Genomic DNA, 26,237 nt, shown 5'->3' on the forward strand with positions numbered 1-26,237 from the left:
GGAGAGCCCCGTGACGTCAGCACCTCTCGCCGCTCGACTCAGCATCCCCAGTGGCCCGCTGTTCTTCCCCGTCACCGCCTACCGTCCGGACGGCGCGCTGAACCTCGACGTCTACCGCGAGCACGTGCGCCGGGGTGTCGAGGCGGGCGCCGCCGCCGTCTTCGCGTGCTGCGGCACCGGGGAGTTCCACGCGCTGGCGCCCGAGGAGTTCGAGCGATGCGTCGGCGCGGCCGTCGAGGAGACCGCGGGACGCGTACCCGTGGTGGCGGGCGCGGGCTACGGGACGGCCCTCGCCGTGCGGTTCGCGCGGCTCGCCCAGGACGCCGGGGCCGACGGGCTGCTCGCCATGCCGCCCTATCTCGTCGTCGCGGGGCAGGAGGGGCTGCTGCGGCACTACCGGGAGCTGGCCGCGGCGACCTCCCTGGAGACGATCGTCTACCAGCGCGACAACGCCGTCTTCACCCCCGAGGCCGTGGTCGAGCTGGCCCGCACGGACGGGATCATCGGCTTCAAGGACGGGCTCGGCGACCTGGACCTGATGCAGCGCGTCGTGAGTGCCGTGCGCACCGAAGTCCCGGGCGACTTCCTGTACTTCAACGGGCTGCCGACCGCCGAGCTGACCGGCCTGGCCTATCGGGGCATCGGCATCACGCTCTACTCTTCTGCCGTGTTCTGCTTCGCGCCGGAGATCGCCCTGGCCTTCCACAAGGCGCTGAACTCCGGTGACGACGCCACCGTCAACCGGCTGCTCGACGGCTTCTACCGGCCCTTCGTCGATCTGCGCGCGCAGGGCCGCGGCTATGCCGTCTCGCTGGTCAAGGCGGGGGTACGGCTGCGCGGCCTCGACGTCGGCGAGGTGCGCCCGCCGCTGCACGAGCCGACCGAGGACCACGTCAAACAGCTGGCGCAGCTCGTCGACCGCGGGTACGCGCTGCTTCAGGAGGGCATGTGAAGGCATCCGCATTCGTCTATCCCTGGGATGTCAACGGGGATCCGGCGGCGGCCGAGCGGATCGCCGGGCTCGGCGTACCCCAGGTGACGCTCGCGTCCGCGTACCACTCCACGCGCGCGCTGACCCCCCGCCACCCCCGCCACCGGATCGTCACCGCCGAACACGCCGCCGTGCTCTACCCGCCGGGCAAGCGGTGGAAGGGCCGGACTCTGCGGCCGTACGCCGCCGGGGACTGGGCGCTGGGCGACGCGTACGGGGAGGCCGCCGAGGCGCTGGCCGGGGCCGGACTCGACGTGCACACCTGGGTCGTGCTCGCGCACAACTCCCGTCTGGGCGAGGAGTTTCCGTGCACCAACGTGGTCAACGCCTACGGGGACCGTTATCCCTGGGCGCCCTGCATCGCACAGCCCACCACGCGCGCGTACCTGGTCGACCTCGCGGCGGAGGCGGCGGTACGGCCCGGTGCGCGCGGTACGGAACTGGAGTCGCTCGGCTGGTACGGACTGGCGCATCTGCACGCCCACGACAAGATCGGCGGGACGGGGCTCGGGGACGCCGGGCAGTACCTCATGTCGCTCTGCTTCTGCTCGGCCTGCCGGCAGGGGTACGCGGGTCGGGAACTCGACGCGGGCGCGCTCGCGGTGGCCGTACGGGCGGCCCTGGAGCCCGTGTGGCGCGGCGCCCCGTCCGACGGGGGCTGGACGACGGTCGAGAAGCTCCTGGGCAGTGAACTCGCGACGGCCACGCGCGCGTGGCGCGAGGAAACGGCGCGCACGCTCCAGGAGGCGGCCGTCACGGCGGTCCGCGCGGCCGCCCCGGACGGCTTCCAGGTCCTGCTGCACGCGGACCCGGTGGCGTACCACTGCGGGGCGAACGCCGGGGTCGACCCGGCGCACATCCTGTCCGTCGCGGACGGTGTGGTCGTGCCGTGCACGGGCGGCGCGGCCCTGCTCACCCCGTTCGCCGAGCAGGGCACCGGCGCCGTGCTCGCGGCCAACCTCACCGTCGTCTCGGGGATGGGCGGCAGCCCGGGCACACTGGCCGAGGACGCGGACCGGGCCGCTCGTCTGGGCGCCACGGAACTGCGGCTCTACCACGCGGGGCTCGCCTCGGACGCCGACCTGGCCACGGTTCAGGAGGCGCTGGCACGGCTCGGCCGGGCACCCGCGCGCAGCGGCACCGACGCTGTCGCCAGCAGGGCGAGACCCAGCAGCACCAACAGCGTCTGACGGTCGACGAGTCCGACCAGACCTGCCCCGACGGCGAGTCCCACCGCGTTCGGCGCGAACATCAGCGTGTGGGCGGTGGCCGTGACCCGGCCGAGCAGGGCGCCGGGCGTCTCGCGCTGCACGGCGGTGAACGCGGCGATCAGCACACAGGGAAGGCCGGCGCCCACCGCCGCCGCGGACGTCAGGGCGGCCGCGTCGGACGGGACCGCGCGCAGCGCCAGGGCCGCCGCGGTGAGCGCGATCCCGGACGAGGCGAAGCGGCGTTCGCCGAGCCGGCGCAGGAGGGGACCCGCGGCCAGGCCGGTCGTCACCGAGCCGGCGCCCTGGACGACGTACAGCAGGCCGACGTACGCGGGGGAGCGCCCCAGGCCGTCGACGACCGCGTAGATCAGGGCGCCGTTGACACCCGCGAAGAGCATCGTCGCGCCGCCCGCCAGGACGAGCGGGCGCAACTCCCCCCGGCCCCACAGATGGCGCACGCCCTCGGCGACCCGCGCCCGCAGGCCGTCGGGCGGCGGCTCCGGCCCGTCCTCGCGCACCCGCAGCAGCGCGTACAGGCCGGCCGCCAGCACGAAGGTGACCGCGTCCAGAAGGGCGACCATCGCGCCGCCGTACGCCGCGTACAGGCCCGCCCCGGCGAGCGGTGCCACGAGCTTCATGCCCTCGTTGGCCGTCATCCGCAGGCCGTTGAAGTCGCCCAGCAGGGAGCTGTCGACGGCGGCGGCCACCAGGGCCGACTCCGCCGCGTCGTGGACCACGCCGGCCGCGCCGTACACCAGCAGGACCGCGAACAGCAGCCACAGACTGCCCGGCGAGTCCACGGTGAAGAGGGCGAGCAGCAGGGCCGCCACGCCCAGGTTCGTGCCGATCAGGAGCGGGCGGCGGCGGGTGCGGTCGGCGAGTGTGCCCAGCACGGGGCCGACGAGTGTGGGTGCCCAGAGGGCGAAGACGCACAGTGCGGCCAGGCCGTTCGAACCGGTCAGGTCCTTGACCCAGATGCCCGAGGCCAGCCACATCGCCGACGATCCGAAGCCGGAGACCACCACCCCGGCCAGGTACAACCCCGCGTTGCGGTCCCTCAGGACACGCGTCATCGTCCATGTCATGCCTGGTCATGCTGGCTCTGAGGCCCCACCGTGCGGATCGGGCAGATGCCCTATGACCAGGACGTGTGGTGGGCGGGCGATGAGTTCCGCCTACGCCGCCGGTCTACCCCTGGAGTGGAACAGAACTCAGAGCAGACCCCAGAGCAGACCCCGGAGGAGAAGCGGATGACTGACCACACGACCCTCGACCTCGGCCCGCAGGCCCGCATCGTGGCGCGTCTCGCGGAGGCGGTGCGTGAGGAGCAGCTCACGGCCGTCACTCCGTGTCCCGGCTACGCGGTGCACCACATGCTGGGCCATCTGCTCGGCCTCACCGTCGCCTTCCGGGACGCCGGCCGCAAGGACCTGGGCGCCACGACGGACACCAGCCCTGAAGCCGCCGTGCCGGACATCGGACCGGGCTGGCGCGAGGAGCTGCCCAAAGTGCTCGACGAACTCGCCGAGACCTGGCGCGACCCGGCCGCCTGGACCGGTGAGACCCGGGCCGGCGGCGTGACCCTGCCGGGCGCGGTCGCCGGGGCGGTGGTGGCCGACGAACTGGTGATCCACGGCTGGGACCTGGCGCGGGCCACCGGCCAGGAGTACACGCCGGACCAGGGCGCGCTGCGGGCCGCGTACGGCTTCCTGGTCGCCGCGGCCGAGGACCCGAGCCGCGGCGGCGGCATCTTCGGCCCCGTCGTGCCCGTACCGCGGGACGCGCCGCTGCTGGACCGCGCGATCGGCCTGAGCGGCCGGGACCCCGGCTGGAAGCCCTAGCCCTAGCCCTTGCCCCAGCCGGAGCGAGAGCGCGGCGCGGCTGGAGGGTCGGGCCTGCCTGCCAACACACGCAAACCGGCGGATCGCGTGGCCGGAGAACCGTACGCTCCGGGCATGCCCCTCGCCCTCACCGTCCTCGGCACCGCTTCCCCGCACCCGGCGCCGGGCCGCCCCTCCTCCGGTTATCTGTTGCGCGGCGGGGGCGCCGAGGTGTGGGTGGACGCCGGGTTCGGAACCTTCGCGGAGTTGCAGCGGCACACGGATCCCGCGCGGCTCACGGCCATCTGGATCTCCCATCTGCACGCGGACCACAGCGCCGATCTGCTGGCGGCGGTGTACGGACTCGCGTACGGAGGGCTCACCCCGCCGGCGCCGATTCCCCTCTACGCGCCGCGCGCCTGCGGGCAGCGGCTCGCCGGGTTCTTCGGGCGGCCCAACGAGCGGTTCCTCAGCGGGGTCTTCGACTTCCGTCCCTTGTACGACGGGCACACCGTCCGGCACTGGAACCTCCGTCTCACCGCCCGCGCCGTCGCGCACGACATCGAGGCGTACGGGCTGCGCGCCGAGTGCCAGGGGCGCGTCCTCGCGTACTCGGGGGACAGCGGCCCGTGCGGGACGCTCACCGAACTCGCCCGCGGTGCCGATGTGTTCCTCTGTGAGGCCGACATCGACCGGCATCGCGAAGGCGAACAGGTCCATCTGACCCCCGAGGACGCGGGGGCGGCGGCCCGGGAGGCACGGGTGGGTGAGCTGCTCGTGACCCACGTGGGACCCACGCTCACCCCGGAGGCGGCGGCCGGACGCGCCGCCGCGGTCTTCGGCCGTCCTGCCGTCACCGCCCGCGAAGGCACCACCACAATCGTCTGACGTCATCGCGACCTCCTTTGTCAGAAGCGTTGACGAACCGCCTGCGCGCTCCTACCTTCAACGCGTCGTACTTCGTACGTCATATATGAGACGCGATATGTGAGATCCGAGAGGCGCGCATGACCTCTGTGCCCACCCCGATCCCGTCCCGCACGCAGTACGTGCTGGAGGGGATCAAACACCGCATCCTCACCGGGCAGCTGACGCCCGGCCAGGCCCTGGTCGAGACCGAACTGGCCGCACAGTTCGGGGTGTCCAAGACGCCTGTGCGGGAGGCGCTCAAGACCCTGGCCGGGACCGGGCTCGTCGTGATGAACCAGTACAAGGGCGTCACGGTGCGCATGGTGGACGCGGACATGGCGCGCGAGGTGTACGACGTGCGGCTGCTCCTGGAGCCCGAGGCGCTGCGGCGCGCGGTGCGGCGCGGCGCCTCCCTGGCCGCGGCCCGTGACGCGCTCACCCGCTCCGACCGGGCCGCCGACACCGCCGAACGCTCCCTCGCCAACCGGGAGTTCCACCGCGCCCTCTATGTGTGCTGCGGCAACCCGCTGCTCGGCCGGATGCTCGACGAGGTCCGCGACCAGGCCGCGCTCGTCTCCGCCGTGGCCTGGGCCGCCGACCCCTCCTGGGAGCGCGAGGCCGACGAGCACCGGGAGATCCTGCGGCTCGCCCTGGACGGGGACGCCGACGGCGCGGCGAGCGCCCTCCACGCGCACATCGCGTCGTTCGTGCAACGGGCCTTTCCCGAGGCCCAGGGAGAGGACGGTCAGGAATGACAGCGACGTACGAGGCCCAGCGGACGGCGCTCGCCGAGGTCGTGGCGATCCCCGTGACCCCGTTCGCCGAGGACGGGTCGGTCGACCGCGACACCCACCGGGCTCTGCTGCGTCGACTGCTCGACGGTGGCGTCAAGACCCTCACCCCGAACGGCAACACCGGTGAGTTCTACGCCCTCACCCCCGAAGAGCGGCAGCTCGTCACCGAGTTGACCATCGAGGAGACGGGGGACCGGGGGGCCGTTCTGGTCGGCGTCGGGCACGACGTGCCGACCGCCGTGGCCTCGGCCCGGCACGCCCGGGCGCACGGAGCGCAGATGGTGATGATCCATCAGCCCGTGCATCCGTACGTCTCGGACGCCGGCTGGGTCGACTACCACCGGGCCGTCGCCGAGGCCGTGCCCGAGCTGGGCGTCGTGCCCTACCTCCGCAATCCGCTGCTGCCCGGTGCCCGGCTGGCCGAACTCGCCGACCACTGCCCCAATGTCGTCGGCGTGAAGTACGCGGTGCCGGACGCCGCCCGCTTCGCCGCCTTCGCACGGGACGCCGGCCTCGAACGGTTCGTATGGGTGGCCGGACTGGCCGAGCCGTACGCCCCCTCGTACTTCTCGGCCGGTGCCACCGGCTTCACCTCGGGGCTGGTGAACGTCGCCCCGTCCGTCTCGCTGAACATGATCGAAGCGCTTCGATCGGGCGACTACCAGGCCGCGATGAAGGTCTGGGAGCAGATCCGCCGCTTCGAGGAACTGCGCGCCGCGGGCGGCTCCGCGAACAACGTGAGCGTCGTCAAGGAGGCCCTCGCCTCACTCGGCCTGTGCCGCCGTGACGTCCGCGCCCCCAGCAAGCCGCTGCCCGAGGACGAGCGGGCGGAAGTCGCCGCCATCGCGGCGGGGTGGTCCCTGTGAAGCGCCCGGAGGAGTTCAGAAGCCACCAGTGGTACGGGAGCGGCGTCTCGTCGGGTCTGCGCTCCTTCAGCCACCGGGCGCGCACCCGCCAACTCGGCTACCTGCCCGAGGAGCACCTGGGCAAGCCGGTCATCGCGATCCTCAACACCTGGAGCGACATCAACCCGTGCCATGTGCATCTGCGGGACCGTGCGCAGGCGGTCAAGCGGGGTGTGTGGCAGGCGGGCGGCTTCCCGCTGGAGTTCCCGGTGTCGACGCTGAGCGAGACCTTCCAGAAGCCGACCCCGATGCTCTACCGCAACCTGCTCGCGATGGAGACCGAGGAGCTGCTGCGCTCGTACCCGGTCGACGGCGCCGTGCTCATGGGCGGCTGCGACAAGTCCACGCCGGCCCTGCTGATGGGCGCCGCCTCCGTCGACCTGCCGGCCGTGTTCGTGCCCGCCGGGCCGATGCTGCCGGGCCACTGGCGCAACGAGGTCCTCGGCTCCGGCACCGACATGTGGAAGTACTGGGACGACAAGCGGGCCGGCCTCATCGGCGACTGCGAGATGTCCGAACTGGAGAGCGGCCTCGCCCGTTCGCCCGGCCACTGCATGACCATGGGTACGGCGTCCACGCTGACGGCCGCGGCCGAGGCCCTCGGGGTGACGGTGCCGGGCGCCTCCAGCATCCCCGCCGTCGACTCCGGGCACGACCGGATGGCCGCGGCCGCGGGGCTCAGGATCGTCGAACTGGTCCGCGGCGACCGGAAACTGTCCGACATCCTCACCGAGGAGGCCTTCGCGGACGCCGTGACGACCGTCCTCGGCCTCGGCGGCTCGACCAACGCCGTCATCCATCTGATCGCGATGGCCGGACGGGCCGGGGTCTCCCTCACGCTCGACGACTTCGACCGCATCGCCCGGACCGTGCCGGTGCTCGCCAACGTCCGGCCGGGCGGCGGCCCGTACCTCATGGAGGACTTCCACTTCGCGGGCGGACTGCCCGGATTCCTCTCCCGGATCACCGATCTGCTGCATCTGGACCGGCCGACCGTCTCGTACGACACCCTGCGCGAGCAGCTCGCCTCCGCCCAGGTGCACGACGACGACGTCATCCGCACCCGCGCGAACCCGGTCGCGGACGAAGGCGGAGTCGCCGTCCTGCGCGGCAACCTCTGTCCCGACGGCGCCGTCATCAAGCACATCGCCGCCGAGCCGCGGCTGCTCAAGCACACCGGGCCCGCGGTCGTCTTCGACGACTACCGGACGATGCAGCGGACCATCAACGACCCCGGGTTGGGCATCACCGCCGACAGCGTGCTGGTGCTGCGAGGCGCCGGCCCCAAGGGCGGCCCCGGCATGCCCGAGTACGGCATGCTGCCGATCCCGGACCACCTGCTGAAGCAGGGCGTACGGGACATGGTGCGGATCTCCGACGCCCGGATGAGCGGCACGAGTTACGGCACCTGTGTGCTGCACGTGGCGCCCGAGTCGTACGTCGGCGGGCCGCTCGCCCTGGTGCGGACCGGGGACACGATCACCCTCGACGTCGAGGCGCGGAGTCTGCGGCTCCACGTGGACGACGCGGAGCTGGAGCGGCGCGGGGCCCGGTGGACGCCGCCGCCCGAGCGGTACGAGCGCGGCTACGGCGCGCTCTACAACGAACAGATCACCCAGGCGGACACCGGCTGCGACTTCGCGTTCCTGGCCCGGCCGGGCAAGGTGCAGGACCCGTACGCGGGCTGAGGAGAGGCCGTACCGGCCGCACTCCGCATGACCGACATACCGAACGCCGTACGCGAAGCGCTTCACCACAAGACCGCGCACCACAAGACCGCGCACCGCAAGCGCAGCGCTTCCCCGCACAGGACATGCACAAGAACGGAGACCAGTCATGGCCCAAGCCGCAGCCGTGGCGAAACAGCCCGCGCCACCCCGGCGGCGCCGTGGCTCGGCGACGCCCCGCACACTGCCGTATTTGCCGTATCTGCTGATCGCGCCGGCGGGCCTGCTGATGCTGGGCTTCATCGCCTACCCGGTGCTCAGCGTCTTCTACTACAGCCTGCGGAACTTCAACCCGACCAAGCCGTGGCGCAACGGCTACGCGGGCTTCGACAACTTCGTCCAGATCTTCACCAAGGACACCCAGTTCTGGGACACGCTGACCTTCAGCGCCAAGTGGGTCGTCGTGGAGGTCGGACTGCAACTGCTGTTCGGCCTGGCGCTGGCGCTCATCGTCAACCAGACCTTCGTGGGCCGGGCGCTGGGCCGCGCGCTCGTCTTCTCGCCGTGGGCCGTCTCCGGTGTGCTGACCTCCGCGATCTGGGTGCTGCTCTACAACTCCCAGACCGGCATCACCCGTTACCTCGCCGACATGGGTGTCGGTGAGTACGGCACCAGCTGGCTGTCGGACACCTCGACCGTCTTCCCGGCGGCGGTGATCGCCGACCTGTGGCGGGGCGTCCCCTTCTTCGCGATCCTCATCCTCGCCGACCTCCAGTCCGTCTCGAAGGACCTGTACGAGGCCGCCGAGGTCGACGGCGCCGGCCGGCTGCGCCAGTTCTTCCACATCACGCTGCCGCACCTGAAGGACGCGATCGTCCTGTCCACGCTGCTGCGCGCGGTCTGGGAGTTCAACAACGTCGATCTGCTCTACACGCTCACCGGCGGTGGCCCCGCGGGCGAGACGACCACGCTGCCGCTCTACATCGCCAACACCAGTGTCGACGCGCACAACTTCGGTTACGCGTCCGCCCTGACCACGGTCGCGTTCACGATCCTGCTCTTCTTCTCGATCGTCTATCTGCGGCTGAGCAAGTTCGGAGGTGGAGACAAGTGATCACCAAGGACGCCGAGATCAGCGCCCCGGTGGTGCCCGCGCCCGAGCCCGCGGCGCCGCAGCAGTGGCCGCGGAAGACCCGGCGCGCCTGGGACGAGGCCCCTCGCTGGCAGATCTACCTCCCCCTCGGCAGCTACCTGCTCTTCACCCTGATCCCCTTCTACTGGATCCTGCTCTTCGCCCTGCGCCCGGCCGGCTCCACGTCGCTCGTGCCGTGGCCGATGACCTTCGAGCACTTCGAGAAGGTGTGGACCGAGCGCAGCTTCGGCACGTACTTCCAGAACAGCGTCCTCATCGGCGTCGCCACGCTCGTCATGACCACCGTCATCGCGCTCGCCGGCGGCTACGCCCTCGCCCGCTTCGACTTCAGGGTCAAGCGGGGTTTCCTGCTGGCCCTGCTCTGTTCCCAGTTCGTGCCCGGCGCGCTGCTGCTCGTCCCCCTCTTCCAGATCTTCGCCAAGCTCCAGATGATCAACTCGCTCGGCAGCGTCGTCATCGCCGAGACCGTCTTCCAGCTGCCGCTGTCGATGATCCTGATCAGCGGCTTCATCAGGAATGTGCCGTACTCCCTGGAAGAGGCCGCCTGGGTCGACGGCTGCAACCGGTTCACGGCCTTCCGGATCGTCGTCCTCCCGCTGCTGCGGCCCGGACTGATAGCCGTCGGCTCCTTCGCCTTCGTGCACGCCTGGAACCACTTCCTGTTCGCCCTGATGTTCCTCAGCAACCAGGACAAGCAGACCATCCCCGTCGGCCTCAACACCCTGATGAGCGCGGACAGCGTCGACCTCGGCGCGCTCGCCGCGGGCGGCATCATCGCCGCCGTACCCGTGGTCGTCGTCTTCGCGTTCATCCAGAAGTGGCTGATCACCGGCTTCAGCGCGGGGGCGGTGAAGGGGTGAGGCGGATTCCGCGACCGACCTCCGTGGCCGACCCGGTGGGCGCGCTGCTCAGCACTCCGGCCGACCCCGACGACACTGCTCCTGGGGCCGCTTCCATGACTGCTTCCGTGACCGCTTCCGTGACTGCTCCTGAGACCGCTCCTGTGCCGATCGTTCTCGCGGGCGCCCGTGGCCACGGCCGCTGGCATCTGGACAACATCCGCCGGCTCCAGGACCGGGGGCTCGTCCGGCTCGCGGGCATCTGCGAGCTGACCCCGCTGGCCGAGGAGGAGCTGGACGGGCTCGGCGTGCCCGAGCAGTCCGCCGACTTCGGCTCTCTCCTCGACGCCACCGGCGCCGCGATCGCCGTGATCTGCACCCCGATCCCCACCCACACCGACCTGGCGCTGACAGCCGCGGAGCGGGGTGTGCATCTCCTCCTGGAGAAGCCGCCCGCCCCCTCGTTCGCCGAGTTCCGGCGGATGGCCGACGGGGTCGCCGCGGCCGGAGTCGTCTGCCAGATCGGCTTCCAGTCGCTGGGCTCGGGCGCCGTGCCCGGCATCCGGAAGCTGATCGCCGAGGGCGCGCTCGGCACGGTGGCCGGCATCGGGGCGGCCGGGGCCTGGGCCCGCGACGAGGCGTACTACCGGCGTGCGCCCTGGGCGGGCAAGCGCCGGCTGAACGGCGTCGACGTGATCGACGGCGTCCTCACCAATCCGCTCGCGCACGCCGTCGCCACCGCCCTCGCGCTCGACGGCTCCACCCGCGCCGAGGACGTCACCGACATCGAGACCGAGCTGCTGCGGGCCAACGACATCGAGTCCGACGACACCTCCTGTGTGCGGGTGACGACGAAGTCCGGCGGCCGGATCACCGTCGCCGCCACCCTGTGCGCCGAGGAGCCCGACGAGCCGTACGTCCTGGTGCACGGCGACCGCGGCCGGATCACCTTCTGGTACAAGCAGGACCGGGTGCTGGTGCAGCGCTCGGGACACGGCCCGCAGGAGATCGAGTACGACCGCACCGACCTGCTGGAGAACCTCGTCGGGCATCTGACGCACGGGGCCGAGCTGCTGGTCACGCCCGAGTCGACGGGCGCCTTCATGAAGGTCGTCGAGGCGATCCGGCAGGCACCCGATCCCGTCGCGCTGCCGGGCGATGCCTGGGAGCTGATTCCCGGTGAGAACCGCCGGGTCGTCCGCGGCGTCGACGGGCTGGTCGCCGCCGCCGCCGACACCCTCGCCCTCTACTCCGAACTGGGCGCCTCCTGGGCCCTTCCGAACGAGGTGAGCAGCCGATGACCCCTTTGACGAACAGGACGAACAGCGGCGACTGTCCGGTCCTGCGGATCGCGGGCCGCCCCGTCGGCCGCTACATCACGCGGCCCGAACTGCCCGGCCGGATGTCCCCGCGCCCCTATCTGCACCCGGTCACCACCCTGGCCGGCACGGCTGTCACCGAACGCGGCCCCGCCGACCACACACACCACCTCGGCGTCGGTGTCGCCGTTCCCGACGTCGAGGGGTTCAACTTCTGGGGCGGCCGCACCTTCGTCCGCGACCAGGGCCCCACCGAGCTGGACAACCACGGCGCCCAGCGCCACGCCGGCTTCCAGCTGCGCGACCCCGACGGGTTCGTCGAGGAGTTGCGCTGGGTGGCCGCGGGCAACGAACTGCTGCGGGAGCGCCGTACCGTCGCCGCCACCGCGCTCACCGACTCCGCCTGGGCCCTGGACTTCACCTTCTCGCTCACCAACATCACCCCCGGCCCGCTCTCGATCGGCAGCCCCGCCACCAACGGGCGCCCCGGCGCGGCCTACGGCGGCTTCTTCTGGCGGGCCCGCAAGGAGGCCGGCGCGCCCCGCGTCTTCACCGCCGCTGCCGAGGGCGAGGAAGAGATCCACGGCACCCGCGCCGACTGGCTCGCCCTGGCCGGCGCCACCTGGACGCTGGTCTTCGCCGGGGCGACCGAGCGGACCCGCCGGGATCCGTGGTTCGTGCGCGCCGCCGAGTACCCGGGCGTGGGCTCGTCCCTGGCGCACGAGGAACGGCTGCCCGTCGCGGCCGGGGAGACCGTCGTACGCCGCATCGTCACGGTCGTCGCCGACGGCAGCCTGGGCCGGGGCGAGGCCGCCGCCCTCGCCCGGACGGCGGTGAGCCCGTGATCCTCACCTCCGACCTGGGCGACGGCACCTACCGCACCCCCGTCCTGAACGCCGACTGGTCCGACCCCGACCTTCTCCGCGTCGGTGACGACTTCTACCTCACCGCCTCCAGCTTCGGCCGGGCCCCGGGCCTGCCCCTGCCGCACTCCCGCGACCTCGTCAACTGGAGGCTCGTCGGCCATGCGCTCCCGCGCCTCGAACCGGCGCACGAGTTCCGGACCCCGCGTCACGACTGCGGAGTGTGGGCGCCCTCCCTGCGCCACCACTACGGCTGGCTCTGGATCTCCGCGCCCGCCGGGGGAGTGCAGACCGGCTGGCAGGGCGCCTTCCGCTCGCCCGGCTTCTTCGGGCCGTACGAGGAGCGGATCGTGCTGGAGCAGGGCGACACCGACGTCGACGGACCGCACCAGGGCGGCTGGGTGCGCACCCCGGCCGGCGAGGACTGGTTCGCGCACTTCCAGGCGCGGGGCGCGTACGGGCGGGTCGTCCACCTCCAGCTGATGCGCCGGGGCTCGGACGGCTGGCCGGTGATCGGGAATGAGGGCGTCCCCGTGGCCGTACACAGGAAGCCGGACCTGCCGCGGCAGCCGCCCTCCGCGCCCGCCACCGACGACGACTTCCCCGGCGGCCGGTTCGGGCGTCAGTGGCAGTGGACCGCCAACCCTCTCCCCAGCTCTCGGCTGCGCTCGAGCAGGGGTGACCCCCATGACGGCTGGGCCACCCAGCTCTCCGGCGACGGGCTGCGACTGACCTGCGTGCGCACCGCCGACGCGCACGACCTGCGCAAGCTCCCGAACGTGCTCACCCAGCGGCTGCCCGGCGCGCCCGCCACCGTCGAGGTGGAGCTGCGGCTGGACAGCGAGGAACCCGGGGCCCGGGCCGGACTGGCGGTGCTGGGCGACGCGTTCAGCTGGATCGGGCTCCAACGCGGCAGGGACGGCTCGGTCCAGCTGGTGCACCGGTTCGACGAATCCGTCGCCATGGGGGCACCCCCCACACCTTCGGGGCAGTGGGGGAAGGAGCGGGACGCCGCGCACGCGCGGCTCGCGCCCGGCGGGCGGGCCCGGCTGTGGATCGAGATCGGCAGGGGAGCGCGCTGCCGCTTCTCGTACGACACCGGGGACGGCCGTCGGCCCTCCGGCCCGGTCTTCGCCGCCACCCCCTGGCGCTGGGTCGGCGCCCTGATCGGGCTCGTCGCGCTCGCGCCCGTCGGCGCGGGCCACGCCGGCGCGGCCACGTTCACCCGGTTCCGCGGCACCGCCGCCGGCTCCGCCTCCCTCTCTGCCCCCGCCTCCACCTCGGCCTGAAGTCGCCCCACCGTTCGCCTGTTGGGAGCCGCAATGTCGCACCTCCGTAGCAAGCGCTTGCCGCAAGACCCCGCAACCCCGTTGGATCCAGAAGAAGAGAGCCGGCCAATGAAGATCAGCATCCACAGAAGCAGGCGCGCCGCCACGGCCGTCGCCCTGGGCTCCGTGCTCGCGCTCACCGCCACCGCCTGCGGCGACGACGGCAGCGGCGCCGCGGGCGACAAGGGCACCGAGGGCTCCGGCAAGGGCGAGATCACCTTCTGGGACAACAACGGCGGTGTCCGCACCGACATCTGGAAGCAGATCATCGCCGACTTCGAGAAGAAGTACCCGGACATCAAGGTCAACTACGTCGGGATACCCGCCGCGAGCGCCCAGTCCAAGTACGACACCGCCATCCAGGGCGGTGGCCTGCCCGATGTCGGCGGTGTGGGGACCGCGATGCTCGCCGAGGTCGCGGTCCAGGGGGCACTGGAGCCGCTGGACAGCCGGCTCAAGAAGAGCTCGCTGAACGGCGAGCTGAGCCAGAACCTGCTCGACAGCAGCCGGGCCGCGGGCGGCGGGGACACGCTGTACCAGGTGCCGACCTCCGCCAACAACGGCACGCTGTGGTACCGCACCGACCTGTTCAAGAGCGCGGGCCTGGACGCGCCGACCACCTGGTCGACGTTCTACGAGGCCGCCGACAAGCTCACCGACAAGGGCAAGAACAAGTTCGGCTTCACCATCCGGGGCGGCGAAGGGTCCATCGCGCCGGCCCTGGACGCGGTGTACGGGCAGACCGGCATCACCGAGTTCTGGAACGGCGAGAAGACCACCGTCAACGACCCGAAGAACGTCGCCGCCCTCGAGAAGTACATCGCCCTGTACAAGAAGGACACCCCGTCCGCGGACGTCAACAACGACTTCACCAAGATGGTCGCCCAGTGGGACAGCGGCACCATCGGCATGCTGAGCCACAACCTCGGTTCCTACCAGGACCACCTGAAGGCACTGGGCGCGGGCAAGTTCAAGGGCATCCCCAACCCGACGCGGGACGACGGCACACGCGTGCAGATCTCCAACCCGGTCGACGGGATGAGCGTGTTCAAGTCCAGCAAGAACAAGGCGGCCGCCTGGAAGTTCATCGAGTTCGCCGTCTCCTCCGCGGAGAACTCCAAGTTCAACGAGTCCGCGGGCCAGGTCCCGGCGAACACCGAGGCCGCCAAGGACACCTGGGTCCAGCAGGCCGAGCCCACCAAGCTGGCCGCGGAGGCGCTCAACGGCGCCGACACCAAGATCGTGCAGCTGCCGTACTACCTGCCGGACTGGAACACGATCTCCAAGGCCGACAACGAGCCGAACTTCCAGAAGCTGCTGCTCGGGAAGATGTCGGCGAAGGAGTTCCTGGACACGTTGGCCGATCAGCTGAACAAGGCGCAGGCGGACTGGAAGGCGAACCACTAACTCCGTTGGTCGGGCCGGGTGCGGTCGGTTCGGGGTCGTTCGGTTCGATGTGCGACCTCGGGCCGGTCGTGGCTGGTCGCGCCCACGCGGCGGAGCCGCGCATTGTCACAGCCCCGCGCCCCTTCGGGGCGCGTCACCTCACCCCTGCTGAAAGGCACATCCCTGTGTCGCTCACCCGCAGACAAGTCGCCTCGGTGGCCCTCGCCGCCTTACCCGTCGCCGTCGTCGCGACGGGGCCCGCGTCCGCCCATACGAACCGTCGGGCACGCACCCTCTACATCGCCGGTGACTCCACCGCCGCCCAGAAGTACGCCGACGCCGCTCCCGAGACCGGGTGGGGCATGGCGCTTCCGTTCTTTCTCCGGGAGGACCTGACGGTCTCCAACCACGCGGTGAACGGGCGCAGTTCGAAGAGTTTCATCGACGAGGGGCGTCTCGACGCGATCCTTGAAGTGATCGCACCCGGCGACTTCCTCCTCATCCAGTTCGGTCACAACGACGAGAAGAGCGCCGACCCGACGCGCTACACCGAGCCCTGGACGACCTACCAGGACTGTCTCCGTCAGTACGTGGACGGGGCGCGGGCCCGGGGTGCGCGGCCGGTGCTCGCCACCCCGGTCGAGCGCAGAAAGTTCGACGCGGACGGCAACGCCGTGCCGACCCACGGCGACTACCCGGCGGCGATGCGCGCCCTCGCCGAGGACGAGCTCGTGGCGCTGCTCGACATCCAGGCCCTGTCGATCGCCCTGTGGCAGAAGCTCGGCGTCGAGGAGACGAAGAAGTACTTCAACTGGACCGCGACCGAGCAGGACAACACGCACTTCGACCCGCCGGGCGCGATCGCCGTGGCCCGGCTCGTCGCGGCCGGGCTGCTGCACCGCCGGGTGCTGGCGCCCCGGGACGTGCGCCGGCTCGACGCGGAAGTCCCCGAGTCCTGGATCACCTGGCCACAGGCCACCGCGTAACCCCTCCCGAATCGCTCCCACAGCCTTTCCCACAGCCTCTCCCGCAGCCTCTTCCGAAGAATGCGAGCCGCACAATGAACGCACAGACATGGCATGGGCACGTCACCACGACGGTGCTGGTCGGCTGCACCGCCCTGGCCCTCGCCGTCACCGGTACCACCGCCACGGCCACCGCCCAGGCCCAGGCGCAGCCCCGTGACCTGGGCCGCCAGACCCTCGCCGCCGGTGACGGCTGGGCCTCCGACGGCACCGGCACCACCGGGGGCGCGGCCGCCGACGCCGCGCACGTCTACACCGTCACCACCTGGGCCGGGTTCAAGGCCGCGCTGAAGGACGGCGGCACCGCGCCGAAGATCATCAAGGTGAAGGGCACGATCGACGCCAACGCCGAGGGCTGCGACTCCTTCGCCGCCGCCGGCTACGACTTCGACGCCTATCTGCGGAAGTATTCGCCGGAGAACTGGGGTTACGGCGCCAACCTGGACGCCGAGCCGGACGACAGCCCCGAGGGTCTGCGGCGCGTCTCCGCCGACACCCAGGCCAAGGCCATCAAGGCGAGCGTCCCCGCCAACACCACGATCGTCGGCCTCGGCAAGAACGCCGGCTTCGAGGGAGCCAGCCTCCAGATCACGGCCGTCGACAACGTGATCATCCGCAACGTCGCCTTCGAGAGCCCCCTCGACTGCTTCCCGCAGTGGGACCCGACCGACACCTCCGTCGGCAACTGGAACTCCGAGTACGACAGCGCGGTGGTCTACGGGGCCACGCACATCTGGCTGGACCACAACACGTTCACCGACGGGGAGCACCCCGACAGCTCGCTGCCCACCTACTTCGGGCGGATCTACCAGCAGCACGACGGCGAGCTGGACATCGTCAAGGGCGCGGACCACGTGACCGCCTCCTGGAACGTCTTCACCGACCACGACAAGACGATCCTGATCGGCAACAGCGACAGCGCGTCCACCGCGGCGGTCGACCGCGGGCACCTGAGGGTCACCTTCCACCACAACCTGTTCTCGGGCCTCGTCGAGCGCGCGCCCCGCGTCCGCTTCGGGCAGGTCGACTCGTACAACAACCACTTCGTGGCCGGCTCCGCCTACTCCTACAGCTTCGGCATCGGCATGGAGTCACAACTCGTCGCCGAGCACAACGCGTTCACGCTGCCCGAGGGGATCAGCGCGGCGACGGTCCTGAAGAAGTGGAAGGAGGCGCCGGTCACCGCCGCCGACAACTACGTCAACGGGGCGCCGACGGACCTGATCGCCGTGCACAACGCGGAGATCCCCGCGGAGACCCTTCAGTCCGGCGCCGGATGGACGCCGACCCTGCGCACGAAGGTCGACCCGCCGAGGGCGGTGCCGGGGATCGTGGATCACCGCGCGGGCGCCGGCAAGGTCTGCTGACCATGGCCGGACTCCCGCTCAGCAGACGGGCGTTCGTCGCCGCGTGCACCGGAGCCGCGCTGGCTCCGGTACTCGCGGCCCCCGCCCATGCGACCACGAGGGCGCCTTTCGGACGCTACGGTTCGCCCGCCGCCCGCCTCACCGAGCAGACCCTGTACGTCCATCCCGGCGGGCTCGGCGACCACACCACCGTCCAGGCCGCGGTGACCGCGGCTGGGGGTACCTCCCAGGCGTTCAGCACTGGGGGAGGCAGCGGCCGCACGCTCGTCCTCGCGCCCGGCATCTACCGCGAGACGGTCGCCGTCGGCGTCGCCCGTACGGAGATGACCTGGATCGGCGCCTCCGGAGACCCGCGTGACGTCGTCGTCGTGTACGACAACGCGGCCGGCACGCCCAGGCCCGGCGGCGGCACCTACGGCACGACCGGCTCGGCCACCACCACCGTGCAGGCCGACGGCTTCACCGCCCGCTCGATCACCTTCGCCAACGACTTCCTGCGCGCCGACCACCCCGAGATCACCGGCACCCAGGCCGTCGCGATCAAGGTCCAGGGCGACCGGTCGGCCTTCCTGGGGTGCCGGTTCCTCGGCCACCAGGACACGCTGTACGCCGACTCGATCGCGCTCGGCACGTTCGCCCGCCAGTACTACCGCGACTGCTACGTCGAGGGTGATGTGGACTTCGTCTTCGGCCGGGCGACGGCCGTGTACGAGCGCTGCCACTTCCACACCCTGAACCGCACGGACCTGGCCGGGGCCCCGTACGGCTTCGTGTTCGCGCCGTCCACCGCCGCCGCCGACCCGCGCGGCTACCTGGTCACCCGCGGCCGTGTCACGAGCGGGGCCCCGGACGCGTACTACAAGCTCGCCCGCCCCTGGGTGCCCAGCTCGGACCCCACCGCCCGGCCGATGCTGACGGTCCGTGACACCCGCCTCGCCGCCGGGATCGACGCGGTCGCGCCCTACACCAACATGTCGGACAGCTATCCGTGGCAGAGCCAGCGCTTCGCCGAGTACCGGAACTCCGGTCCGGGCGCCGAGGTCACGGTCCCCGGGAACCGGCCCCAGCTCACCCGCGGGGAAGCCGGGTCGGCGACCCGCGAGGCGTATCTGGGTGACTGGACGCCATGGAGGGGGTGTTGAGATGCGCCGACGTGCGTTCCTCGCCAGTGCGGCCGGGGCGGCCGGTGCGCTGACGGCCCTCGGTTCGACGCCCGCCCCGGCTTCCTCGTGCCGGACGCTGCACGTCCGCCCCGGCGACTCCGTCCAGGCCGCGGTCGACGCGGTGACCGGGCCCGGCCGGACGATCGTCGTGCACCCGGGCACGTACCGCGAAGTCGTCACGATCCCCGCCGACAAAGCCGGCCTGACGCTGAGGGGTGCCACACGCGACCCGCGCGACACCGTCATCGTCCACGACAACGCCAACGGGACGGTGAAGCCCGACGGGACCACCTACGGCACCGCGGGCTCGGCCACCTTCACCTCGGCGGCGCCCGGGCTGACCGTCCACGGGCTGACGCTCGCCAACGACTGGCTGCGCGCGGACCACCCGGAGATCACGGGGACGCAGGCGGTGGCGGCGTACGTCACGGGAGACCGTTCGTCCTTCTCGCGCGTGCGGCTGCTGGCGCACCAGGACACCCTGTTCGCGGACACCACCGCGCTCACCGCCTTCGACCGCCACCACTACCGCGACTGCTACATCGAGGGCGACGTCGACTTCGTCTTCGGGCGGGCCACCGCCGTCTTCGAGCGCTGCCACTTCCACACCCTCGACCGGGACGTCGCCTTCAAGCCCGAGGGGATGGTCTTCGCACCGTCCACGGCCCGCGCGAATCCGCACGGCTTCCTGGCGGTACGCAGCCGGGTCACCTCCGGCGCCGAGGACGGGGCGTACAAGATCGCGCGGCCGTGGGTGCCCACGTACGAGACGACGGCCTGGCCGTCCCTGGTCGTACGGGAGACGGAGCTGGGCCCCGGCATCGACGCGGTGGCGCCGTACACCGACATGCGCGAGGCCTACCCCTGGCAGTCCATGCGCTTTCGCGAGTACCGCAACACGGGCCCCGGCGCGGAGATCACCGCGCCGGAGAACCGTCCCCAGCTCACGGACGCGGAAGCCGCGTCGCACACGCGTGCGGCGTATCTCGGCGACTGGCGCCCGTGATGTCCCCGCACCGACCACCGCTGTAGCTCCACCAACCCGCATCGACGAAAGGACCGCACTCCATGTCTCGTCGAACCGCTCTCGCCCTGGGCGCCACCCTGGCGCTCGGCGCCGGACTCGCCGTCCTCCCCACCCAGGCCCAGGCGGCGACCGTCGTCGTCAGCACCACGGCTGATCTCACCAGCGCCATCAAGAACGCCACCGCCGGTACCGTCATCCAGGTGCGCGGCGGCACGTACTACCCGACGGCGACCCTCCAGTCGACCGCCAACGGCACCTCGTCGAGCCCGGTCACCCTCCAGGCGTACGGCTCGGAGACGGTGAAGATCGACGGGTCGTCGCTGCCCGCCGGCGACTGGATCTTCAAGCTGACCGCCGACTACTGGAACGTCTCCAACATCACCTTCCAGAACTCCCCGGACAGCGCCGTCGTCTGCCAGTCCTGCACCGGCACGAACTGGAACAACATCAAGACCATCAACGGCGGCGACTCCGGCTTCACCCTCACCGGCGACGGCACCGTCAACAACACGGTCAGGAACATCGACTCGTACGGCCACTACGACGCCGCCACCCATGGCGAGAACGCGGACGGCGTGGCCGTGAAGTTCGGCTCCGGCACCGGCAACCTGATCACCGGCGCCCGCCTGTACAACAACTCGGACGACGGCATCGACTTCTGGTCCTTCTCCTCGACCGTCACCATCGAGCACACCTGGTCCTTCGGCAACGGCAAGAACCGCTGGGGCGACTCGGCCTTCGCGGGCGACGGCAACGGCTACAAGCTGGGCGGCGACGGCGAGGTCGTCGCGCATGTCGTCAACAACTCCGCCGCCTGGGACGACGCCGGCAGCGGCTTCACCGAGAACTCCAACACCGGCGCGATCGTCATCAACCGCACCACCGCCTACGCCAACGGCAAGTACGGCTACTACTTCGCCACCAGCTCCGCGAAGCTCGGCAAGAACCTGGCGGTGAGCAACGGGTCCGCGGCGGTCTCCAAGGGCTCCTCGGTCACGTCCTCCGGCAACAACTGGGACTCGGGCATCGCCACGCCGTCCTTCATCTCCACGGACGCGACGACGACGTACAACTCCCGCCAGTCGAACGGCGCGCTGCCGACGACGACGTTCCTGACGACGGGGAGCACGACGATCGGGGCGACGATGAACTAGGTGAACTAGGTGAACTAGGTGAACTGGTCGTCAGCAACCGCTCCGTGCGGGAAGCGGCACGGCCGGCCGCTTCCCGCACGCCGACGGACGCTCAGCCCAAGTGCCACAGGGCGTACGCCACCACGCACAGGATCACACCCGCGAACGCCATCAGCGCGCCCAGGAACCGGAGATAGCCGGGAGTCGCGAAAACAGTGGGCGACCCGCCCAGGCGACCCATCGCCGCCCAGCTCTCCTCATTCCTACGGCGAATCCGCTCGGCGCGCCGGGTGGTGATCCCGCGCACGTCGAACGCCCAACTCACCCCGCACCAGAAGGCGACCAGGCCGCCCGACAGGAAGACGGCGAGGACGACCGGCGAGGGGCCGTTCGATCCCGCGGCGAGGTGGAGTCCCTCAGTCAATTTTCCGTTCCCTTCGTGCAGGACCATGCCGTCGCCGAGGTCATCGCCCCTGCGGTGCAACCCGCCTGACGCATCGTTCGCATGTGCGTTCCGACCCTAGGAGAACCGGTTCAAGAGAAGGTCAAGACGGCGTCAGTCGCGGGCAATGCGTCCCAGGAGGTGCTTCCTGTGCGTGAGATATCGATCGGATAAAGCCTCTCGCGCCGCGTGCGTGATGCGCGTAGACAGTCTCTGACCTGGTGCGGAATGACCTGGTTACCAACCCTCCCAGATCCGGAGAACCCATGCGGAAGTCCCTCAGAGCGGCTGCCATCGGCGCCGCTTGTGCCGTCGCCGGTGCCGCCCTGTACGGCACCGGCGTCGCCACCGCCGGCCAGTCGACGGCGAACTCGACCCATGAGCCCTACAACATCGGGCTCCTGGTCAAGGACATCGACACCTACTACGGCGCCACGCTCGACAGCAACGGCGTGTACCAGGCGTCCAAGGACAGCCAGTACGCCAAGGACCTGGCGCGCCTGGAGTCGGGCGCCAAGCGCTACATCGACAAGGCGGCGCACAAGGCGAAGCGCCACGGAGACAAGCCCGCGGTCGTCTTCGACATCGACGACACGCTGCTGCTCTCCCTCGACTACGAGAAGAAGACCAACTACACGTACAACTCGACCACGTGGGCCGACTACGTGGCCAAGGCCGACCGCCCGGCCGTCTTCGGCACCCCCGAACTCGTCGCGTACGCCAAGTCCAAGGGCGTCGAGGTCTTCTACAACTCGGGCCTGAAGGAGTCGCAGCGCGTCTCCGCGGTCGCGAACCTGAAGAAGGTCGGCGCCGACATCAACCTCGACGCCGACCACATGTTCCTCAAGGACGCGGCCAACCCGCCGGCGTACCTGAGCGCCTGCGCCACCGCCGCCGCCTGGAACTGCACGACCGTGCAGTACAAGTCCGGCACCCGCAAGCACATCGAGTCCCTCGGGTACGACATCGTCGCCAACTTCGGCGACCAGTACTCGGACCTCGAGGGCGGCTACGCCGACAAGACGTACAAGCTCCCGAACCCGACGTACTTCGTGAGCTGAGGTCCGTCTCCGGACCGGTCCTGCTCACAGGAACGACGCCAGGCCGACCGCCGCTTCGCAGGAAGCGGCGGTCTTGTCGTACCTGGGCTCTCATGATCACCTTCGATGGGACACATGTTCTAATGGACCGGTTTTCGGCATGAACGCACCGGCCCGGCGCAGGAGTCGCTCGCTCCGCTCCTGCCCCGGGCCGTGACCGGCCGCTAGTTTGCGCGCACGGGCCTGACCGACTCCAGCGTCGGTGTCACCGGCTCGATCGTTCCGTCGGCCGCGAAGGTCATCCGGTCGATGGTCGTCTCCCGGTGCGTGCCGTCCCCGCCCGCCTTCCCGGGACCGCTCAGGGCGAACCGGTGGTAGACGATGTACCAGTCGTCCGTGCCGGGCACGTTCACCACCGAGTGGTGACCGGTCCCCTTGATGCCGTACTCGGGGCGCTTGGACAGGATCGTGCCCCGCTTGGTCCACGGGCCGAGCGGGGACGGTCCGGTCGCGTAGGAGACGTGGTAGTTCTCGCTGCCGGTGTCGTCCTCGGACCACATGAAGTAGTACGTCCCCTGCCGCTCGACCACGAAGGATCCCTCGCGGAAGTCCGGCTGGGTGATGTCCTTCACCTTCGTCGCGTCGTACGACACCATGTCGTCGTTCAGCGGCACGACGTACCCGTGTCCGTTGCCCCAGTAGAGATACGACGTGCCGTCGTCGTCCGTGAACACCGCCGGGTCGATCATCTGGCCCGCCAACTTCCCCTTGGCGACCAGGGGCTTGCCCAGTGCGTCCTTGAAGGGGCCCGCCGGGGAGTCGGCCACCGCCACGCCGATCTGCTGCTCCGCGCAGAAGTAGAAGTAGTACTTCCCGTCGCGCTCGGCGATCGCCGGGGCCCAGGCGTTCTTGTCCGCCCACGTCACATCAGGCCCCAGGTCGAGGATCACGCCGTGGTCCTTCCAGTGGACCAGGTCCTTCGACGAGAACGCCTTGAACCGTGTGCCGCTCCAGCCGGGGAAGCCGTCCGTGGTCGGGTAGATCCAGTAACGGCCGTCCAGGTACTGGATGTCGGGGTCCGCGTACAGCCCGGGCAGGACCGGGCTGCGGGTCGGTACCGCCTCGACGGTCCAGGTGCGCCTCGTGCCGTCCGCCGCCGTCACCGTGTACGTCTGCGGCCTGCGGAAATCGCGCCGCGTACCGGAGCGCGGGCTCAGGGTCGCGCCCGCGCCGACGGCCAGGGCCGGGGCCAGTCTCCGCAGGTCCGCGTCCGGCTTCATCGGCAGCACGACCTTCGCGGTGTCCTCGGAGACGACCGCGTACCCCTTCTGCCCCTTCGCCGTCGCGTCCACCACCGAGGTGCCGCTCACCGGGTACGCGGCCAGGAGCCGGTCGTACTCGGCCCGCGTCACGGGCATGACCGTCCCGTGCCGCGGGCTCGCGGGCAGCTGGTAGTCCGTCGACATGGTCCACTCGCCCGAGTCGAGGTCGGTCGTCTCGAAGGGGACGTAACCGCGGCCGCCGTACTCGTCGATGAACAGGTACCACTTGTTCTCGGTGTTGGACTTGAAGACCGTGGGGCCCTCACCCCGGTCGATCGAACCGCTGCCGATGCAGTCGGAGACGAAGTCGTACGTCGGGTCCGTGAGCGACGTCGACTTCTCGCCGGTGATGAACTTCGAACAGGGGCTGGACGAGCTCGGGTCGCGCTCGTCCTTGGTGTAGCGGTAGTAACTGCCCTTGTGCTTGATGACGGTCGAGTCGATCACCGAGTAGCCCGGGTCGTCCCAGACCTTCGGCTCGCTGAAGGTGCGGAAGTCCTTCGTGGTCGCGTACAGCATCTTGTTGTACGTCGAGCCCGTGTGGTCGGGGTCGTCGTCCGCGTAGAGCTTCGACGCCCAGAAGACGACGTACGCGCCCAGCGTGTCGTCCCAATAGGCCTCCGGCGCCCAGGTGTTGCCCGCGTTGCCGGGGGCGACCCGCACCAGCCGCTGGTCGGTCCAGTGGACCAGATCGGTGGACTCCCAGATCATGATGGACCTGCTGCCGTGCCGCTGGACCTGGTCCCAGCTGCCGCTGCTGTTCCGGTACATCTTCAGGTCGGTCGCGATCAGGAAGAACTTGTCACCCTTGGGGGAGCGGATCACGAACGGGTCGCGCAGCCCCTTCTCGCCCAGGTCCGAGGTGAGGACGGGCTTTCCCGCGTTCAACTCCCGCCAGTGCAACGGGTCGTTGCCGCGGCTGAGGGCGTAGCGGATCTGCTCGCCGTCGGCGGTGCCCTCCCCGGTGAAGTAGGCGAAGAGATAGCCGGCGTACTTGGCGGCGTTCACGTGGGGTGCTCCGGACTGTGCGGCGGGGCTGGGCGGCGCGGCGAGCAGGCCCAGCAGCAGAGCGAGGAGAGGCACCAGGAGTGTGCGGGCGGTGCGGCGCATGAAACATCCTGTGGGGGTCTGGTGGATTCTGTTGGATGAGCTGTCCTCGGAGTGTCACCAGTGGGGGACGGTGCGTCAATCGGTGTGCGTGGGGCGCCCCGGAGCGAAAATTTCGATCGCTTTCGTCCGGACCACGGCAACCCTTTCCGGCAGTGGCGGCGACCAGGAGTCAGAAGCGGGCCGGGGCGGCCCCTCCGGCCCGTTTCGCTTCCCCTGTCTCCCCCGGAAAGGAACCACCCCTGTGCGCCAGAGCACCGGACGCCACCGCAGAACCCGCACGCTCTCGATCGCCGCCGCGGTGGCCGTCGCCGCGGGGGCGGGTGGCGTCTGCCTCGGCCTGTCGGACAACGGATCGGCGCAGGCCGCCTCCACCACGGTCACGGTCTCCACCACCGCCCAGCTCCAGTCGGCCGTCGCGAACGCCGCCGCAGGCACCGTCATCCAGGTGCGCGCCGGCACCTACTACCCGACGGCCACCCTCAAGTCCACGGCCGACGGCACCAGTTCGGCGCGGATCACCCTCCAGGCGTACGGCAGTGAGAAGGTGAAGATCGACGGCTCCAAGCTCCCCGCCGGCTCCTGGCTCGCCGGTGTCTACGGCGACTACTGGACCGTCCAGAACATCACCTGGCAGAACTCGCCCGCCCAGGGCTTCGTCGTCACCTCGTCGGCCGGCGGCGTCTTCAAGAACCTCGTCACCGCGAACAACGGCGACTCCGGCTTCACCCTCCGCGGCGACGGCACGACGAACAACCTCGTGCAGAACCTGGACAGTTACGGCAACTACGATGCCGCCGGGCACGGACAGAACGCCGACGGCATCGCCATCAAGTTCGGCTCCGGCACCGGCAACAAGGTCACCGGGGCGCGCCTGTACAACAACTCGGACGACGGCCTCGACCTCTGGCAGTTCTCCTCGCCCGTCACCATCGAGCACTCCTGGTCCTACGGCAACGGCAAGAACCGCTGGAGCGACTCGGCCTTCGAGGGCAACGGCAACGGCTTCAAGCTGGGCGGCGGAGGCGTCACCGTCGCCCACGTCGTGAACAACAACGCGGCCTGGGACAACACCCTGAACGGCTTCACCGAGAACTCCAACACCGGTGCCGTCCTGCTCAACCGCAACACCGCGTACGCCAACACCGAGGTCGGCTTCTACTTCGCCACCGGCAAGGCGCGGCTCGCCAAGAACCTCGCGGTGAGCAACAAGGGCGGCCTGGACAAGCTCGGCTCGTCCACGGTGTCCGCGGGCAACAACTGGGACAGCGGCGTCTCCACGCCGTCCCTCAAGTCCACGGACGCGTCGACGGCGTACGGGGCCCGCTCGTCGAGCGGCTCGCTGCCCTCGACGACGTTTCTCACGACCGGCTCCACGACGATCGGCTCCACGATGAACTAGCCCGGCCGAAGAGCGCGAACGCCC

General features: G+C 70.6%; 23 protein-coding genes. 20 read left to right on the plus strand and 3 right to left on the minus strand.

Going from position 1 to position 26,237, the window contains the following annotated elements:
* Nucleotides 1-10 precede the first annotated feature (10 nt).
* Together GTY58_RS33060 and GTY58_RS33065 are read left to right on the plus strand one after the other, a co-directional pair.
* Nucleotides 11-952, plus strand: coding sequence for a 5-dehydro-4-deoxyglucarate dehydratase (locus GTY58_RS33060; protein ID WP_010987760.1), 942 nt, complete (start codon nt 11-13; stop codon nt 950-952).
* Nucleotides 949-2,181: a hypothetical protein gene (locus GTY58_RS33065; RefSeq protein WP_010987761.1), complete on the plus strand. Its 1,233-nt coding sequence runs from the start codon at nt 949-951 to the stop codon at nt 2,179-2,181. Before GTY58_RS33060 ends, GTY58_RS33065 begins: the two co-directional genes overlap by 4 nt.
* On the opposite strand, the gene GTY58_RS33070 is transcribed toward GTY58_RS33065, so the two are convergent.
* Nucleotides 2,085-3,275, minus strand: coding sequence for an MFS transporter (locus GTY58_RS33070; RefSeq protein ID WP_237528931.1), 1,191 nt, complete (start codon nt 3,273-3,275; stop codon nt 2,085-2,087). The genes GTY58_RS33065 and GTY58_RS33070 overlap by 97 nt on opposite strands.
* Before the next feature lie 177 nt (nt 3,276-3,452).
* Here GTY58_RS33070 and GTY58_RS33075 point away from each other — a divergent pair, with 177 nt between their 5' ends.
* From GTY58_RS33075 to GTY58_RS33150, 16 genes are all read left to right on the plus strand, one after another.
* Nucleotides 3,453-4,043, plus strand: coding sequence for a TIGR03086 family metal-binding protein (locus GTY58_RS33075; RefSeq protein WP_010987763.1), 591 nt, complete (start codon nt 3,453-3,455; stop codon nt 4,041-4,043).
* A 114-nt stretch (nt 4,044-4,157) separates the two neighbouring features.
* The gene (locus GTY58_RS33080; RefSeq protein WP_010987764.1) at nt 4,158-4,910 is read left to right on the plus strand and encodes an MBL fold metallo-hydrolase; all 753 of its coding nucleotides are present in this window, start codon (nt 4,158-4,160) and stop codon (nt 4,908-4,910) included.
* A 119-nt stretch (nt 4,911-5,029) separates the two neighbouring features.
* Entirely contained in the window at nt 5,030-5,686 is a 657-nt protein-coding gene (locus tag GTY58_RS33085) for a GntR family transcriptional regulator (protein ID WP_010987765.1), read from the plus strand.
* On the plus strand, nt 5,683-6,591 hold the full coding sequence (locus GTY58_RS33090; RefSeq protein WP_010987766.1) for a dihydrodipicolinate synthase family protein: 909 nt from the start codon (nt 5,683-5,685) through the stop codon (nt 6,589-6,591). Before GTY58_RS33085 ends, GTY58_RS33090 begins: the two co-directional genes overlap by 4 nt.
* A complete protein-coding gene (gene araD, locus GTY58_RS33095; protein ID WP_010987767.1) occupies nt 6,579-8,318 on the plus strand; it encodes an L-arabinonate dehydratase in 1,740 nt (579 codons plus the stop codon). The genes GTY58_RS33090 and araD overlap by 13 nt, the downstream gene beginning before the upstream one ends.
* 148 nt (nt 8,319-8,466) lie before the next feature.
* Nucleotides 8,467-9,411 carry a sugar ABC transporter permease gene (locus tag GTY58_RS33100; RefSeq protein WP_010987768.1) on the plus strand — a complete coding sequence of 315 codons (945 nt, stop codon included), beginning with the start codon at nt 8,467-8,469 and terminating at the stop codon, nt 9,409-9,411.
* Nucleotides 9,408-10,310, plus strand: a complete 903-nt coding sequence (locus tag GTY58_RS33105; RefSeq protein WP_010987769.1) for a carbohydrate ABC transporter permease — start codon at nt 9,408-9,410, stop codon at nt 10,308-10,310. The genes GTY58_RS33100 and GTY58_RS33105 overlap by 4 nt, the downstream gene beginning before the upstream one ends.
* 95 nt (nt 10,311-10,405) lie before the next feature.
* Nucleotides 10,406-11,590 (plus strand): Gfo/Idh/MocA family oxidoreductase, encoded by a 1,185-nt coding sequence (locus GTY58_RS33110; RefSeq protein ID WP_010987770.1) that lies wholly within the window; start codon nt 10,406-10,408, stop codon nt 11,588-11,590.
* Nucleotides 11,587-12,453: a PmoA family protein gene (locus GTY58_RS33115; RefSeq protein ID WP_010987771.1), complete on the plus strand. Its 867-nt coding sequence runs from the start codon at nt 11,587-11,589 to the stop codon at nt 12,451-12,453. The genes GTY58_RS33110 and GTY58_RS33115 overlap by 4 nt, the downstream gene beginning before the upstream one ends.
* Before the next feature lie 14 nt (nt 12,454-12,467).
* The gene (locus GTY58_RS33120) at nt 12,468-13,760 is read left to right on the plus strand and encodes a family 43 glycosylhydrolase (RefSeq protein ID WP_107083257.1); all 1,293 of its coding nucleotides are present in this window, start codon (nt 12,468-12,470) and stop codon (nt 13,758-13,760) included.
* Between the two features lie 108 nt (nt 13,761-13,868).
* Entirely contained in the window at nt 13,869-15,206 is a 1,338-nt protein-coding gene (locus GTY58_RS33125; protein WP_010987773.1) for a sugar ABC transporter substrate-binding protein, read from the plus strand.
* A gap of 164 nt (nt 15,207-15,370) precedes the next feature.
* Nucleotides 15,371-16,171, plus strand: a complete 801-nt coding sequence (locus GTY58_RS33130) for a rhamnogalacturonan acetylesterase (protein WP_010987774.1) — start codon at nt 15,371-15,373, stop codon at nt 16,169-16,171.
* A gap of 74 nt (nt 16,172-16,245) precedes the next feature.
* Nucleotides 16,246-17,577, plus strand: coding sequence for a pectate lyase (locus GTY58_RS33135; protein ID WP_010987775.1), 1,332 nt, complete (start codon nt 16,246-16,248; stop codon nt 17,575-17,577).
* A gap of 2 nt (nt 17,578-17,579) precedes the next feature.
* Nucleotides 17,580-18,719, plus strand: a complete 1,140-nt coding sequence (locus tag GTY58_RS33140) for a pectinesterase family protein (RefSeq protein WP_010987776.1) — start codon at nt 17,580-17,582, stop codon at nt 18,717-18,719.
* Nucleotide 18,720: 1 nt separating this feature from the next.
* The gene (locus GTY58_RS33145) at nt 18,721-19,746 is read left to right on the plus strand and encodes a pectinesterase family protein (protein ID WP_037646860.1); all 1,026 of its coding nucleotides are present in this window, start codon (nt 18,721-18,723) and stop codon (nt 19,744-19,746) included.
* 62 nt (nt 19,747-19,808) lie between these two features.
* Entirely contained in the window at nt 19,809-20,921 is a 1,113-nt protein-coding gene (locus tag GTY58_RS33150) for a chondroitinase-B domain-containing protein (RefSeq protein ID WP_010987778.1), read from the plus strand.
* Nucleotides 20,922-21,012: 91 nt separating this feature from the next.
* Here the strand turns inward: GTY58_RS33150 and GTY58_RS33155 are convergent, their stop codons facing one another.
* The gene (locus GTY58_RS33155) at nt 21,013-21,324 is read right to left on the minus strand and encodes a hypothetical protein (protein ID WP_107083256.1); all 312 of its coding nucleotides are present in this window, start codon (nt 21,322-21,324) and stop codon (nt 21,013-21,015) included.
* A 284-nt stretch (nt 21,325-21,608) separates the two neighbouring features.
* Here GTY58_RS33155 and GTY58_RS33160 point away from each other — a divergent pair, with 284 nt between their 5' ends.
* Entirely contained in the window at nt 21,609-22,403 is a 795-nt protein-coding gene (locus GTY58_RS33160) for an HAD family acid phosphatase (protein WP_010987780.1), read from the plus strand.
* 203 nt (nt 22,404-22,606) lie between these two features.
* Here GTY58_RS33160 and GTY58_RS33165 read toward each other — a convergent pair whose 3' ends face one another.
* The gene (locus GTY58_RS33165) at nt 22,607-24,814 is read right to left on the minus strand and encodes a family 43 glycosylhydrolase (RefSeq protein ID WP_010987781.1); all 2,208 of its coding nucleotides are present in this window, start codon (nt 24,812-24,814) and stop codon (nt 22,607-22,609) included.
* A gap of 241 nt (nt 24,815-25,055) precedes the next feature.
* Here GTY58_RS33165 and GTY58_RS33170 point away from each other — a divergent pair, with 241 nt between their 5' ends.
* Nucleotides 25,056-26,213, plus strand: a complete 1,158-nt coding sequence (locus tag GTY58_RS33170; RefSeq protein ID WP_010987782.1) for a right-handed parallel beta-helix repeat-containing protein — start codon at nt 25,056-25,058, stop codon at nt 26,211-26,213.
* Nucleotides 26,214-26,237: the final 24 nt, after the last annotated feature.

Origin of the sequence: Streptomyces sp. SID5469, from assembly GCF_009862865.1 — a bacterium.
In the GTDB taxonomy this organism is placed as follows: domain Bacteria; phylum Actinomycetota; class Actinomycetes; order Streptomycetales; family Streptomycetaceae; genus Streptomyces; species Streptomyces avermitilis.